Raw genomic sequence first — 13,652 nt, 5'->3', positions numbered from 1 at the left:
AGTAGTTAGTATTTAGTAATTGGATTTCTCTAGCTACTAAATACTAATAACTATATACCAAAAATATGTCTAGAACCATTGAAGTTTGCCTTACACCGGCGCTGTTAGATTTATATACTATTGAGAAAAGTATTGTTGTAGTTATCGATATTTTACGGGCAACTTCTTCTATTACTTACGGCATCGATAATGGCGCAGAAGCAATAATTCCGGTGGCGCAGGTAGATGATTGTTTGGCTTATGCCGATAGGGGTTACTTACTTGCAGCTGAGCGTAATGGCGAAGTAGTAGAAGGTTATGATTTTGGTAATTCTCCTTTTTCTTATACAACCGAAAAAGTTAAGGGTAAAACTATTGTGCTAACTACTACAAATGGCACAAAAGCCATGCATTTGGCGCAAGAACGTGCACATCAAGTTGTAGTGGGTTCATTTCTTAATTTAACATCGCTTTGCGATTGGTTAAAAGTGCAAGATAAGGATGTGCTATTGCTTTGTGCTGGCTGGAAAGATAAGTTTAATTTAGAGGATACGTTGTTTGCTGGTGCAGTAGTAAATACTTTGCGCAAAGATTTTGTTCATTTTGATGATGCTTGCGTTGCCGCGGAAGATATGTACTTGTTAGCGAAAGATGATCTGCGTGGTTATTTGAAAAAATCTTCTCATAACCACAGATTGGAGCAACTAAATATTGAGGAGGATGTGAAGTTTTGCCTTAAGTTAGATATTTGCAAAGCGATTCCTGTTTTAGAAGGTGAGAGATTAATCTCCCTTAATTCCTAAGCGGGATAGCGGACTTAACGCTTTAACAATTCCTGAAAACTCTCATTGTTTTTAATCGATTTTAAAGCTTCTTCATAAGCTAGCCAGTAAATGGTTTCAGCCTTTTTCATATCGAAGGTGCTAATTTCTCCCATGCCTTTAGGCTCTACCATAACATTGCAAAGGCTTGCCTTTCGCTCCATATCATGATTGATAGACATTACTACCGAACGCTGGATGAGATCTGCAATTTTCGATATTTTATCCACTGGTTTCAAATGGTTACAACTCGATCCAATAATGTAATCGCAGTTATTTAGTAACGGTTCAATAGGAAAGTTGTTTAAAATGCCGCCATCCACATACATCTGGTCTTCAATCATAATTGGCTTAAAAATTCCTGGTATACAGCTCGACGCAAGAATAGACCTAATTAGCGGTCCTTCGCTAAAGTAGCTAACAGTGCCTTGGCTAAAATTGGTTGCACAAATGGTAAGCGGAATTTTTAGCGCTTCTATTTTATCCGTCGGGAAATAATCTTTTAAAATATCTCTAACGTTTTCTATGTTGATTAAGCCTAACGAGCCTAAAGCAGGGCGAATGAAACGTAAAAGCTTAGTCTTTATAAAGATGTTTAAACCTTCTTCTGGGTCTATGCCAGCAGCAAAGAACGAACCGGCAATAGAACCTGCACTAGTACCGCTAACATGACTAATTTTAATTCCAGTGTTTACGATTGCTTTTAACACGCCTAAATGAGCAATACCTCTAATGCCACCACCAGATAATACAATGCCGATTTTCTTGTCGGTTTTTAAAACATTATTTTCAGACATGCTTTTTTTGGTTCAAGTTAGGTATTTAGTTATTAGCCTTCTTTTGGTTTGTATTTAGATTGCGTTAGTATTTTTTGTGCATCGGTTTCTTCCATTAATTGTTGTAAAGTAACCTTCGGGTTTTCTTCCATATACCGCTTAACTATTTGCCAGCCTAACCAAACACCAAGTTTAGGCGCAGAAAATTCTTTTTCGCCAATGCCCGGCGTAAAAGGCCCATCAGTTAAATAAACCTGTATTTTCTGCATATCGGTTTGGTAGAGTAAATCGTTCTCTAAAAAGTAGCCCCAAATATTGCCTTCGTAATTTTTGCTCCAGCTAATTTGCTTGTCAGTATAGCCAATTTTTACAGAGTCGGCAACGCGTTCTGGTAAAACCTGATCTAAAAAATAAAGTATCTTGCCATTAAAAATCATTTTAGACAATAAAGTTTGGTCTTCATCTCGCTCTTTAAAAAGTTCTTCGCGAGCAAAAACTTCTGTAACTCTTGGTGCAATATACGCTGGAGTAAACCTTTTTGAGGCGTACATTGGTACGCTTTGTACAATTGCTTTGTAAAATTTACTGTCTTTGCCTAAAAACATATCTAAGCCAATACCTATATAATTGTCGCCAATTGGTACTTGATAAGCAAATCCCGATAGGAAAGAAATAAAACGCGGTATTTTGGTTTTCGGATAATAATATTTAATGTATTTGAAACTCTCTGTTAAATCCTTTTCAGCCTGATTTAGGTTTGGGTAAACGCTGTCAATTTCCTTATATAAATCTGTAAAGGCTTGATTTTTATATAGTATATCTAAAACTTCTGCACCTTGTAAATCTGGGGTTCCTACCATTCGCTTTACAAAATCATCATAAAAATACCCATATTTAGACTGAAGTTTCTGGTCTGTTTCTGCAATATTTTCCCCTTTTCCTTGATACAGATCTTGTTCAAAACGTTCGATTTTTATATCGAGTTTAATATTGCTTACGTCCGGTTTCTTAGCTGGTTTGCACGAAATAATTATGCAGATAGATAAAAAAATTAAATAGATTTGCGGTAATCTCCCTTTTTCATTCATTAATAACAAATATAAAAACAAGTACGATGAAAAAAACACTTATTGCTTTAGTATGCTTAATTTTTACGGCGAATGTATATGGCCAAGAGGTATTCTCTGGTTTTAGACTAGGCTTAACCGCACACCCAACTTTAGGTTTTATTAAAGCAGAAAATGGAAAATCGGATGGCGTAAGCTTAGGTTTTTCTTACGGATTGATCGGAGATTTTAACTTTGCAGAAAACTATAGCTTTGCAACTGGCTTAACTATTACAACTATTAATGGTAAAAGCACAGAAATTAATGCTTTACCCTATCATGTTACCGGTGCAAATACCGCTTACGATTTGAAATACAAAATGCAGTATATCGAAGTTCCGCTAACTGTTAAATTAAAAACAAATAAAATTGGCGATGTAAGATGGTATGGTCAGTTTGGCTTATCTAACGATTTTAAGATTGGTGCTAGGCAAGATGCTTCTGTAGGTAATAATATGATTGCTGACGATGTTAATTCATCTGACTGGACACGTTTTTACCGTGCTGGTTTAATTATTGGCGGTGGAGCAGAATATGACATTGATGAGAAAACAAGCATTATGGCTGGTTTGTCTTTGAATAACGGTTTTACCAATATTTCTACTAACAAAAACAGTGTTCGTAACCATTACGTGGGTATTAATATTGGTGTTTTCTTTTAAATAGAAACAATTATTTAGGTTAATCATAGATGAAAATAGCATTAGCACAACTTAACTATCACATTGGTAATTTCGAACATAATACCAATCATATTATAACAAATATCAATTTGGCTAAAACCAAAGGAGCTGATATTGTTGTGTTTGCTGAACTGGCAATTTGCGGTTATCCGCCTCGTGATTTTTTGGAGTTTACAGACTTTATTTCGCTTTGTGACGAGGCTGCGCAAAAAATTGCAACGCATTGTGTAGATATTGCCTGTATTGTTGGTTTGCCAATTAAAAACGAGGTTTTAGAAGGTAAAGATTTATATAATGCAGCGTATTTTATTAGTGAAGGTAAAGTTGAGAAAGTAATTAAGAAAGCACTTTTGCCCACGTACGATGTTTTTGACGAGTACAGGTATTTTGAGCCAAATACGAAATTTGAATGTGTAGATTTTAAAGGCAAAAAGATTGCGCTAACCATTTGCGAAGACCTTTGGAACATTAACGACAATCCGTTATACGTTTCTTGCCCAATGGATGAATTGATTAAAGAATCGCCAGATTTAATGATCAATATTGCAGCTTCGCCATTTAATTACAGGCATGACGAAAACCGTATTCAAGTACTTTCTGATAATGCCAAGAAGTATAATTTACCGCTGTTTTACGTTAATCAAGTAGGTGCCCAAACTGAAATTATTTTTGATGGTGGATCTTTGGTTTTTGACGAAGCAGGTGATGTAAAGGCAGAAATGAAATATTTTGAAGAAGATCTTCAGGTATTTGATTTGGATGAAGTACAAAACGTAAAAAATAAATATCCAGCGGTAGAGCGAGCATCGGATATCAGCCAAATTCACGATGCTTTAATATTGGGAATACAGGATTATTTTGGAAAGTCTGGATTTACAAAAGCAGTTTTAGGTCTTTCTGGCGGAATAGATTCTGCCGTTGTTTGCGCTTTAGCCTGTAGAGCTTTAGGACCAGAAAATGTGATGGCAGTTTTAATGCCTTCGAAGTACTCCACAGATCATTCTATTAAAGATGCGTTGGATTTAGTTAATAATTTTGGCTGCAAGCATGAAATTGTACCCATTAAAGAAGCTGCTGATGCGTTTGACAGTATGCTGGCAAAACCTTTTGCGGGTTTACCGTTTAACTTAACAGAAGAAAACATACAGGCTCGTTGCCGTGGTATTGTTTTAATGGCAATGTCAAACAAGTTCGGTTATATCTTATTAAATACATCTAACAAAAGCGAATGTGCGGTGGGTTATGGTACGCTGTACGGCGATATGTGTGGCGCAATTGGTGTAATAGGCGATGTTTACAAAACGCAGATTTTTGAGGTTGCAAGGTATATTAATAAAGATGGTGAACTTATTCCAGAAAATACGATTGTCAAACCTCCTTCGGCAGAATTGAGGCCAGATCAGAAAGATTCAGATTCATTGCCTGATTATGGAATTTTAGATAGGATTTTGTTTGAGCATATTGAATTGCAAAAAGGTTCTAAAGCAATAATTGCTGCTGGTTATGACGAGGCTTTGGTACACCGTATTTTACGTATGGTAAACTTGGCCGAGTTTAAACGTTATCAAACGCCACCAATTTTAAGAGTTTCACCTAAGGCTTTTGGTATGGGCCGAAGAATGCCTATTGTTGGAAAATATACAGCCTAACAAAAAATCCCAGCTCTATTAGAACTGGGATTTTTTGTTTAGAAGATAATTTACAACTATTTAACCTCTTTATCGTTTGTTAAATCATCCCACTTATCTTCGGCTTGATCTTTAAGCTCATTAAACTTAACCTTTGCTTCGTCGGCTGCAAGTGTGGCTTTATCACTCAATTCATCCCACTTCTCTTCTGCCTGATCTTTTAAGGCCTCGAATTTATCCTCTGCTTTGTCTTTTAATTCTTCAAATTTATCCGATAAATTGTCGAAAAAACTTTTTTCTTCTTCTGGTTGTTGATTTTCGTTTGTCATTGTATTTTTCTATAGATGAACTTCAAATATAGAAAAATAAATAATATTCAAATAACTGATTTTTAGATGTTTAAACAGCTTTTTTCTGTAAAAAGGATTGGAGTAGTAAAAGGCCAATTCCAAACATTATAGACATATCGGCAACGTTGAAGATTCCGGTTTTGAAAATTCCGAAGTCTATAAAGAGAAAATCGGTTACCGAACCGTGAACAATTCTATCGTAAATATTGCCAATTCCTCCGCCAATTAAAAAAGAGATTCCAATTTGCATTTTAGTTGGTATATTTTTGTTGCTGATTAAGAAGTATAGGCCATAACCCAAAACAGCGATAGGCAAAGCGGTTAACAATAGAAATCGAATAATCTCTGGTAAATTATGGCCTGCGCTTAAAAAAGCCCCTGTGTTTTCTACCCTGGTTAAAATAAAATGATTTTCTATAATGCTGATCTGTTCTTGGTAGCTAATTTCGTTTCTAACAATTGCTTTAGAAACTTGGTCTAATGCAACATTAACGCAAATGATGGCGAATAAGATTATCAATCTGGTTTTGTTAACTTTCCCCATGGCTTAATTAAAGCTTTTTTCAGCTTCCAGAAAAACTATTTCCTTACTAATTTCCGGAATCATTTTTCTTATGCTTTCCTCAGTACCACCATTTGTATCTATAAAATACCATCGTTTTCCGTTGTTATAAGAAATTCCCAACAGGTAATTTTTAGAACTGTAAAATTTATCGCCCATTTTCATTTTAAGGTATTGCGGAAGCATGCATTGAATAGTATCGTTTGATTTGAGCGACTGTATGATATCTCCTACTTTGGCCTCTTCTACAGTTATTCCAGACTCTTTAAGCTGGTGAAGAGCGGTGTCTAAAAGTCTTGTTGCAGTTTCTTTTCCACCCATTATTTTAATAATAGAAGGATGTGTAAATTCAAGTAGTTTACCATAATCACCTTTAGAAAAAGCATTAACCATTTGAGTAGACTGACTTTTTATGCTATCTAAATATTCTTGAGCTTTGGCACTAAAGCCGAATGATAACAGTAAGAGTATTGAGAAGATTATTTTTTTACCCATTTTCTATAAGGAATAATTAATGCTAACAATACGGCTAAAAACGAAAATATTTTCGCTAGGTAATCTCCGTTGTTTACGTAAATGGTAAGGTTATCATTTAGGTTGATGTCTGCTTTTAACGCAGATCTTGTCCACCATTTAGATTGCTGAACTACATCACCTCGTTGATTTATAAAACCTGATATACCAGTGTTTGCCGATCTGGCAACCCATCTGCGTGTTTCAATTGCTCTTAGCTTAGCATAAAGCAAATGTTGGTCTTTGCCCGATGTATTTCCCCACCAACCATCGTTTGTAATAATGGTTATAAACTGTGCGCCGTTTTTAACCGATTCGCCAATCCAGCTTCCCCATAAAGATTCGTAACAAACAACAGGAGCAACTCCAACACCGCCTTGTGAATAGAAAACACCCGGCTTGTCTTGCCATCCCCAGCCAGAAACACTGCCGCCTAATTTGTCGAAAACAGGAGCTAAGAAAGATAACACTGTTGGAAAAGGTAATTTCTCTACGCCAGGAACGAGTTTAGATTTATGGTAAAACTGGACATTTGCAGAATTTTCTACTTGCATTGCCGTATTAAAATTATCATAAAAGCCGCCATTTGGATTTACTTTGGCTGATAACGTTTTTTGATCATCGTAAAATTTCCTACTTTCTATTCCGGTTATTAATGTTCCATTTTTATATTTACTTAAAAATTCCTGCGTTTTAATATAATCTCCGTTAGCACGAATTTTATCTTCGTCTGCATAATTGGGTATCGCAGTTTCTGGCCAAACAAAATATTCGGTATTTACCTGTCCAACCGAGTCTGATAGTTTTGCTAGAATTTGCAGTTGTTCGGTAGCAGAAATTTCACCGTATTTATCATAAGGGTCTATGTTAGGCTGAACCACCACCACATTTACCGGTACTGATTTTTCTTTGTAGTTTGAATATATGTAAAGCGAGGTTACTATGGGTAAAACAATGGTAGCAACTAAGGCTATGGCAGTTTTGCCAACCCGTTGTTTGGTTTTATAGGCATTATAAAGTTCGAAAGCCAAGATATTGCTTAATAAAATCCAAATGGAGCCACCATAAACCCCTGTAAACTCATACCACTGCGCCAATTGGTGCAAGCCTGCAAATCCATTGCCTAACGTCATCCAGGGGAAGGCCAGATCCCAACTTTCGTGTAAATACTCTAAAGCTACATAAAATGAGATCAACCCTAAATAGCTAAGGTATTTGTTGGTATAGTTAGTTAGGCGATAATAAAGCCAAAATCCTGATGTCATTAAAAAAGCGCCTAAACAATATGGTATAAGCGAAACTAAAAGTGAAATTATGGTGCCAACCACACCTGTATTTACCGCATTGATAGAGTTAAAAACCCAGTAAATGCTTGCCGTGTTCCAAACTAGAAACGTTAATCCGGCAGTTAAGAAAACTTTTTTACCCGTTTTAGTTTCTTTTTTATTGATGATTTGATGTAGCGCAACGAATAATGGTACTAAACCAACAAGGAGGATAGGGGCTAGCCAATTATGTGGTGGCCAAGCCAACCACATTAAAAATGCGCTAAGCAAGGCTAATAGATAAGTTTGTTTTTTGGTCATTGTTTGGTTCGTCATTGCGATGTGTGTCGTCATGCTAAATTTAGTTCAGCATCTATGGCTGCTCTCTTCGTTTAAAAACAGACGCTAGAATAAAAATCAGGGCGACGTAAAGAGATTACAAACTATCTAAAATGGCAGATTTTTTACTTTCGTATTCATCTAAGGTAATCAGTTGTTTATCGTAAAGCGTTTTTAACTTTCTTAATTTTAAGGTTGTTTCATCTTCAGGTTCTTCAATTTGCGCAGGGGCAATTACCACTGCTTCTTCAATTTCAATAGGTGCCTGAAAAAAACTCTCCGCAACCGGCGGTACATTAATTGCCGATGCTGTTGCTCTGTTTTCTTCTAGTTTCTGTTGTCTTAACAACTCTTTGTATTGCTCTAGTTGTTCGTTGGCAGCCTGGTGTAACTTGCGTACTTGAGCCTTTGGAATAAAATCTGTAACGATATTTTCTCCAGACTGTGGTACACAGATAAATTTAGAGCCTAAAAGTCCTTCCTTAAAAGAAACTTCCTTAACATTTTTCCAAGAGATATCCTTGAAGTTCATGGTTAGGCCAAGATTTCCTGGCTCACAATAAAAAATTCGTTTATTGCTAATTGCAATGCTATCTGGTAACAAATTTACAGCTGGTTTTTTTTGTACAGCTAAATACAAAAGTTCTTCGCCACTGGTTAGTAAATCATTTAATTTTCCGATTACTTTTTCAACCGCTTTTGGGTCTTGCTCGTCGCTTAAAAATCTATCTATTGAATTCATTTTATTTTCTTTTAGCTCATGTACTTCCTTTTAAACAGAAGCCTTGCTGAGGAATTTCTTTAATCTTCTTTTTTATACTTGTCTTTATTCTTTGATGCTTTGTCCTTTGCCAAGTCTTTTCCAGCTACACAAATTACGAATTCTCCTTTTAATATATTGTTTTCGAAGTGTGATTTTATTTTTAATACTGTGCCACGAACGGTCTCTTCGTAAATTTTGGTAAGCTCTCTACTTACAGATGCCTGTCTATCTTCACCTAAATAACTGGCAAATTCTTCTAATGTTTTTAATAACCGATGTGGGCTTTCGTAAAAAATCATAGTTCTTTCTTCTTCCGCCAATAACTTTAATCTCGTTTGTCTACCTTTCTTAACAGGAAGAAATCCCTCAAAAACAAATTGATCGCTGGGCAGGCCAGAGTTAACCAAAGCTGGTACAAAAGCTGTCGCCCCGGGCAAACAATTTACCTCAATTTCGTTTTTCAGTGCCTCTCTTACCAAGAAAAATCCCGGATCTGAAATCGCAGGCGTACCTGCGTCAGAAACCAAAGCAACCATTTTTCCTTCCTTTAAAAATTTAATTATTTCGGCAGTGGCTTTATGTTCATTATGCTGATGGTGCGAGTAGGCTTTTTTATCAATCCCAAAATGTTTTAGCATGGGTGCACTAGTTCTAGTGTCTTCCGCCAGTATAACGTCTGCTTCTTTTAATATTCTAATCGCCCTAAAAGTCATGTCTTCCAGGTTTCCAATTGGGGTGGGTACGAGATAAAGTATTCCGCTCATCAGGTTTAGGGTTTAGGGAGGGGTTGGGGTTTTTAGTATAATATGCTTCGTTACGCTTATGCCTTAAACCTTTTGCCTTTCGCCTTTAAAAACTATCTTTGTGAAAAATTAAAATAATGCTGCAAGTTAACTATATCCGCGAAAATAGAGAGAAAGTTTTGGAGCGCTTAAAAGTGCGCAATTTTAAACAACCCGAATTGGTAGATCAAATCATTTCCATAGATGAAGAACGTCGCCAAACTCAAACTTCGTTGGATAGTATTTCTGCAGAAGCGAACTTAGCTGCCAAACAAATTGGCGAGCTAATGCGTAATGGCAAGAAAGAAGAGGCTGAAGTTGTTAAAACAAACACAGCTAACTATAAAGAGCAAATTAAATCGTTAACAGAGAAATTAAATGAACTGGAAGAAAATCAATTTAACTTAGTTGTTCAGTTGCCTAACTTGCCTTATCATTTAGTAAAAACTGGTGCTACGCCAGAAGAGAATGAAATTGTTTTAACGCATGGCGAGCCTGCAAGCTTATATATTGATGCAAAGCCTCATTGGGAGTTGGCAGCAAAATACGATATTATTGATTTTGAACTAGGCGTAAAAATTACGGGCGCAGGTTTTCCTGTTTATAAAGGAAAAGGAGCCAGGCTGCAACGTGCTTTGATTAATTTCTTTTTAGATAGCGCTACGGCTGCGGGTTACAAAGAAATGCAAGTGCCACATATGGTAAATGCTGCTTCGGGATTTGGAACAGGTCAGTTGCCAGATAAAGAAGGCCAAATGTACCACTCAACTGTAGACGATTTATATCTAATTCCGACGGCGGAAGTTCCGGTAACTAATTTGTACCGCGATGTGATTTTAAAGGAGGAAGACCTTCCAATTAAAAATACTGCCTACACGCCTTGTTTTCGTAGGGAGGCAGGTTCTTACGGTGCTCATGTTCGCGGCTTAAACCGGTTACATCAGTTTGATAAGGTAGAAGTAGTGCAAATTTCGCATCCCGACAAATCTTATGAAACGTTAGAGGATATGAGTGCATACGTGCAATCATTGTTGCAACAATTAGGCTTGCACTATCGTGTATTACGCTTGTGTGGAGGCGACATGGGCTTTACTTCTGCAATGACTTATGATATGGAAGTTTGGAGCGCAGCTCAGCAGCGTTGGTTAGAAGTTTCTTCTGTATCGAATTTTGAAACCTACCAAAGTAATAGATTGAAATTGCGTTTTAAAGGTAAAGAAGGAAAAACACAGCTGGCACATACTTTAAATGGAAGTGCATTAGCTTTACCACGCATTGTAGCTTCTATTTTAGAAAATTACCAAAGTGAAAGCGGTATTATAGTACCGGAAGTTTTAAGAAAATATACTGGATTTGATATAATCGATTAACACAAAAATTCTTCACTCTCCAAAAAAGCGGAATCTTAATGCGATACAATTATGTTGCGCATTAGGTACAAAGCCGAGTTGGGTATGAAAAATAAAAAAGCCCTCCAAAATTAATTTGGGAGGGCTTTTTTATAATAGTGTTCGTGTGCTTACAAAATCAAAATTAATAATAAAATGATGATAATGATTGCGCCAACTGATAGATAAACGCCACCAGATAAAGCACGAGCTTGATCTTTCATTTCTCTTAATTCTTTACGCAAAGCTTTTTTCTCCGCTCTAGATAAGTTAGATTTATCCATGTTACGGATTTCCTCCACTCTAGAAGTAATTTTTTCGAACTGGACTTTCTGCTCAGCTGTAAGTTCGGTTTTAGGTTTTTTGCTGTCTGCAGCAGAAGCTGTATTTGCACTAACACCTAACGTAAAGATTAAAACCAACGAGTAAATAAATTTTTTCATAATTTTTGTTTTTTAATTAAGAATGTGATGTTGCAGTAAAATCAAATGTAACCTTTTCTGCATTTCTAATATCAGCTTGCTGATATTTTAACTTACAAACAAAAAACCTACCAAAAAACTTATGGTAGGTTTTAAAAATGCTAAAATTTAGAGGTTTTCAGGTTATTTGATCTCAAATACCACGTTTACTGTAAAATTCAATTTTATTTTTTTAAAATCCAGCTCGGGTGCAGCGCTCGCATCAGCCATTTCAGCTTTCATTGCATAGTTTCTATACATAGGCTGTATCATATTGTCGCCACCATCTTGTATTTCAATTACACCACCAATTTTTTCTCCCAAAGCGGTAACCATATAGGTAGCTTTTTCTTTAGCAGCTAAAAGAGCTTTAATCTTTAAGTCTTTTTTAAGGCTTTCAATTTTGCTGTAGTCATAACTTTCTACATTTGTGTTTGCTACGCCTTTCGCATCTAAACTTTCTAAAATTGCGTTAAACTTGTTTAGGTCGGCAACTTTTAAACGGTATTGTTTGCTAGCTAAAAAATCAGGATTTTTCTTTTTCTCTGTGGCGTAGTTATAGCTAGATACATTGTTTACCATTAAATCTTCTTTAGCTATGCCAGCTTTTAGAACAGCATTATACAATTGAGTCTCAAGAGTGGTAATGTCTACTTTTTTCTTCGAGTTATTGTCTTTAAAATATTCTTTTAAAGAAATACCGATATAGATAATATCTGGAGTTACTTCTGTTTCCGCACTACCGCTTACGTGAATTTTTTTTCTTAAATCTGCAGTCTGAGCAAATGAGTTTAAACTTAATATTGCTACGAAAGCAAGGGCTAATAACTTTTTCATTTCTATTAATTTTATTTGTGTGTGTTTACAAATCAGATGTAAAAATCGTACCAATTCCATAGCCTATTTTTTATTTGTACTAAACACATGGCTAAAGAGCAGTTTATCAATAGATTAATTTGTGTTGAATTTATTGAGTTGCGGTTGCTCTTTTATACCATTCATCGTTAGTTACCTGATAGACGAAGTTTAACCGATTTGGCTCTCCGTAGTAAGCAACTTCTTGTTCATCAACTTTTTTGGCACCCATTTTTTCTATTGCTTTTTGCGATCTGAAATTTGTTGCGCCAATATGAAGCAAAACTTTTTCTACATGCTCAAAAGCATAATCGAACATCAGCTTTTTTATCGCGGCATTAACTTGTGTTCCCCAAAATTCTCTCGCAATAAAGGTATAGCCAACAAATATCGAGTTGGTTATTGGGTCGTAATCATAATAACGAGAACTTCCTACAACTTTATTTGTGGTTTGCTCGTAAATAATAAAAGCACCCTTAGATTCAAGTGCTCCCTCAAAGAAATTCTTAAATACTTCTCTTTGGTAACGATTTTTATTTGGATGTTGTTCCCAAATCAGCGGATCTGATGCCACGTTGAATAAAAGCTCAAAATCATCTTTAGCTAAAGGAACGAGTTTTACTGTTTCATTTTCAAGTGTAGGCTGTATATCAAATTTCATTTCGGTGTTTTTAGCTCAACTTTTTAATTTTTTTCAGCATTAGTTTTTTAAACTCAACCTCAGCACCTTCTGCTTGTAAAGCTATCTGTCCCTTATCAGCAGTGCAATTAGTACCTTCGTTTACTAAGATGCCATTAACCCATACTTTAACTGAATTTTTATAGCATTCTATAATCATTGTATTCCATTCGCCAAGTGGCTTTTCACTGTCGTCTGTTAAGTTTTTTATTCTACGAGATTTACCTGCAACAGTTCCCCAAGTTTCTTTTGGTCCACGCCTTGTTTCCATATCTGGCACAGCAATGTCTTCGTCAATACACCAGAAATCTCCTGCATCCTTATGTTGCATTTGTACTTCTAAAGATTTCGGAAACATCTCATACAGCGCTCTAGGTTTGGAAGCATGTACCAAAACACCACAGTTTCCAGGTTTTCCCGCAAAGCGATATGCCACCTCTAATCTATAATTCTCGTAAATCGCATCGGTAATAAGATGGCCTCTAGGTTCGCCTAAACTAACCAGTAATCCATTGCGCACAATAAAAGCATCAGGAGTTTTTGCGTCTTTATCTTTTGCAGGAACATCGCTGTGCCAACCTTTAAGCGTTTTACCATCAAAAAGGCTTTTTTGCGCCATGGTTACCGTAACGAAAAAAAGAAAAATTAAGGTTGTGAGTAAGGAGATTTTTTTCATGTAATTTATATAGGGCTTTATTCAAA

Annotated in this window: 16 protein-coding genes; 4 read left to right on the top strand and 12 right to left on the bottom strand. The window is 36.0% G+C overall.

Features of this window, described 5'->3' with window-relative positions; genetic code table 11:
- Positions 1–65 precede the first annotated feature (65 nt).
- Positions 66–782 carry a 2-phosphosulfolactate phosphatase gene (locus tag DUT69_RS16780; protein WP_113654413.1) on the top strand — a complete coding sequence of 239 codons (717 nt, stop codon included), beginning with the start codon at positions 66–68 and terminating at the stop codon, positions 780–782.
- Positions 783–796: 14 nt separating this feature from the next.
- On the opposite strand, the gene DUT69_RS16775 is transcribed toward DUT69_RS16780, so the two are convergent.
- Both DUT69_RS16775 and gldB read right to left on the bottom strand, forming a co-directional pair.
- The gene (locus tag DUT69_RS16775; protein WP_113654412.1) at positions 797–1,597 is read right to left on the bottom strand and encodes a patatin-like phospholipase family protein; all 801 of its coding nucleotides are present in this window, start codon (positions 1,595–1,597) and stop codon (positions 797–799) included.
- A 32-nt stretch (positions 1,598–1,629) separates the two neighbouring features.
- Positions 1,630–2,664 (bottom strand): gliding motility lipoprotein GldB, encoded by a 1,035-nt coding sequence (gene gldB / locus DUT69_RS16770; RefSeq protein ID WP_113654411.1) that lies wholly within the window; start codon positions 2,662–2,664, stop codon positions 1,630–1,632.
- Between the two features lie 26 nt (positions 2,665–2,690).
- Between gldB and DUT69_RS16765 the strand changes: the two genes are divergently transcribed.
- Entirely contained in the window at positions 2,691–3,344 is a 654-nt protein-coding gene (locus DUT69_RS16765; RefSeq protein ID WP_113654410.1) for a porin family protein, read from the top strand.
- 29 nt (positions 3,345–3,373) lie between these two features.
- Entirely contained in the window at positions 3,374–5,014 is a 1,641-nt protein-coding gene (locus DUT69_RS16760; protein ID WP_113654409.1) for an NAD+ synthase, read from the top strand.
- Between the two features lie 56 nt (positions 5,015–5,070).
- On the opposite strand, the gene DUT69_RS16755 is transcribed toward DUT69_RS16760, so the two are convergent.
- From DUT69_RS16755 to rsmI, 6 genes are all read right to left on the bottom strand, one after another.
- Complete coding sequence (locus DUT69_RS16755; RefSeq protein WP_113654408.1) at positions 5,071–5,322, bottom strand: YtxH domain-containing protein; 252 nt, start codon at positions 5,320–5,322, stop codon at positions 5,071–5,073.
- A gap of 70 nt (positions 5,323–5,392) precedes the next feature.
- Positions 5,393–5,887, bottom strand: a complete 495-nt coding sequence (lspA, locus tag DUT69_RS16750) for a signal peptidase II (RefSeq protein WP_113654407.1) — start codon at positions 5,885–5,887, stop codon at positions 5,393–5,395.
- Between the two features lie 3 nt (positions 5,888–5,890).
- Complete coding sequence (locus tag DUT69_RS16745; protein ID WP_113654406.1) at positions 5,891–6,400, bottom strand: hypothetical protein; 510 nt, start codon at positions 6,398–6,400, stop codon at positions 5,891–5,893.
- Positions 6,385–8,004, bottom strand: coding sequence for an apolipoprotein N-acyltransferase (gene lnt / locus DUT69_RS16740; protein ID WP_113654405.1), 1,620 nt, complete (start codon positions 8,002–8,004; stop codon positions 6,385–6,387). Before lnt ends, DUT69_RS16745 begins: the two co-directional genes overlap by 16 nt.
- A gap of 115 nt (positions 8,005–8,119) precedes the next feature.
- Positions 8,120–8,764: a PH domain-containing protein gene (locus DUT69_RS16735; protein ID WP_113654404.1), complete on the bottom strand. Its 645-nt coding sequence runs from the start codon at positions 8,762–8,764 to the stop codon at positions 8,120–8,122.
- Between the two features lie 59 nt (positions 8,765–8,823).
- A complete protein-coding gene (rsmI, locus tag DUT69_RS16730) occupies positions 8,824–9,549 on the bottom strand; it encodes a 16S rRNA (cytidine(1402)-2'-O)-methyltransferase (protein ID WP_113654403.1) in 726 nt (241 codons plus the stop codon).
- Positions 9,550–9,665: 116 nt separating this feature from the next.
- On the opposite strand from rsmI, the gene serS reads away from it, so the two are divergent.
- Positions 9,666–10,937, top strand: coding sequence for a serine--tRNA ligase (serS, locus tag DUT69_RS16725; RefSeq protein ID WP_113654402.1), 1,272 nt, complete (start codon positions 9,666–9,668; stop codon positions 10,935–10,937).
- A 149-nt stretch (positions 10,938–11,086) separates the two neighbouring features.
- Here the strand turns inward: serS and DUT69_RS16720 are convergent, their stop codons facing one another.
- From DUT69_RS16720 to DUT69_RS16705, 4 genes are all read right to left on the bottom strand, one after another.
- Positions 11,087–11,398, bottom strand: a complete 312-nt coding sequence (locus DUT69_RS16720; RefSeq protein ID WP_113654401.1) for a hypothetical protein — start codon at positions 11,396–11,398, stop codon at positions 11,087–11,089.
- Positions 11,399–11,560: 162 nt separating this feature from the next.
- On the bottom strand, positions 11,561–12,253 hold the full coding sequence (locus DUT69_RS16715; protein WP_113654400.1) for an SIMPL domain-containing protein: 693 nt from the start codon (positions 12,251–12,253) through the stop codon (positions 11,561–11,563).
- Between the two features lie 130 nt (positions 12,254–12,383).
- Positions 12,384–12,932 carry a GNAT family N-acetyltransferase gene (locus DUT69_RS16710; RefSeq protein ID WP_113654399.1) on the bottom strand — a complete coding sequence of 183 codons (549 nt, stop codon included), beginning with the start codon at positions 12,930–12,932 and terminating at the stop codon, positions 12,384–12,386.
- Between the two features lie 10 nt (positions 12,933–12,942).
- Positions 12,943–13,626, bottom strand: a complete 684-nt coding sequence (locus DUT69_RS16705; RefSeq protein WP_113654398.1) for a 3-keto-disaccharide hydrolase — start codon at positions 13,624–13,626, stop codon at positions 12,943–12,945.
- Between the last annotated feature and the right edge of the window lie 26 nt (positions 13,627–13,652).

Origin of the sequence: Pedobacter namyangjuensis, assembly GCF_003313325.1 — a bacterium.
Classification (GTDB): Bacteria; Bacteroidota; Bacteroidia; order Sphingobacteriales; family Sphingobacteriaceae; genus Pedobacter; species Pedobacter namyangjuensis.
This window is presented reverse-complemented; position numbering and strand designations above follow the sequence as displayed.

Bases quoted from the DNA above. Each gene is read 5' to 3' on its own strand.
- DUT69_RS16715 (WP_113654400.1), bottom strand. From the start codon at position 12,253: ATGAAAAAGTTATTAGCCCTTGCTTTCGTAGCAATATTAAGTTTAAAC.
- DUT69_RS16755 (WP_113654408.1), bottom strand. From the start codon at position 5,322: ATGACAAACGAAAATCAACAACCAGAAGAAGAAAAAAGTTTTTTCGAC.
- rsmI (WP_113654403.1), bottom strand. From the start codon at position 9,549: ATGAGCGGAATACTTTATCTCGTACCCACCCCAATTGGAAACCTGGAA.
- DUT69_RS16705 (WP_113654398.1), bottom strand. From the start codon at position 13,626: ATGAAAAAAATCTCCTTACTCACAACCTTAATTTTTCTTTTTTTCGTT.
- DUT69_RS16735 (WP_113654404.1), bottom strand. From the start codon at position 8,764: ATGAATTCAATAGATAGATTTTTAAGCGACGAGCAAGACCCAAAAGCG.
- DUT69_RS16760 (WP_113654409.1), top strand. From the start codon at position 3,374: ATGAAAATAGCATTAGCACAACTTAACTATCACATTGGTAATTTCGAA.
- DUT69_RS16745 (WP_113654406.1), bottom strand. From the start codon at position 6,400: ATGGGTAAAAAAATAATCTTCTCAATACTCTTACTGTTATCATTCGGC.
- gldB (WP_113654411.1), bottom strand. From the start codon at position 2,664: ATGAATGAAAAAGGGAGATTACCGCAAATCTATTTAATTTTTTTATCT.
- serS (WP_113654402.1), top strand. From the start codon at position 9,666: ATGCTGCAAGTTAACTATATCCGCGAAAATAGAGAGAAAGTTTTGGAG.
- DUT69_RS16710 (WP_113654399.1), bottom strand. From the start codon at position 12,932: ATGAAATTTGATATACAGCCTACACTTGAAAATGAAACAGTAAAACTC.
- DUT69_RS16720 (WP_113654401.1), bottom strand. From the start codon at position 11,398: ATGAAAAAATTTATTTACTCGTTGGTTTTAATCTTTACGTTAGGTGTT.
- DUT69_RS16780 (WP_113654413.1), top strand. From the start codon at position 66: ATGTCTAGAACCATTGAAGTTTGCCTTACACCGGCGCTGTTAGATTTA.
- lspA (WP_113654407.1), bottom strand. From the start codon at position 5,887: ATGGGGAAAGTTAACAAAACCAGATTGATAATCTTATTCGCCATCATT.
- DUT69_RS16775 (WP_113654412.1), bottom strand. From the start codon at position 1,597: ATGTCTGAAAATAATGTTTTAAAAACCGACAAGAAAATCGGCATTGTA.
- DUT69_RS16765 (WP_113654410.1), top strand. From the start codon at position 2,691: ATGAAAAAAACACTTATTGCTTTAGTATGCTTAATTTTTACGGCGAAT.
- lnt (WP_113654405.1), bottom strand. From the start codon at position 8,004: ATGACCAAAAAACAAACTTATCTATTAGCCTTGCTTAGCGCATTTTTA.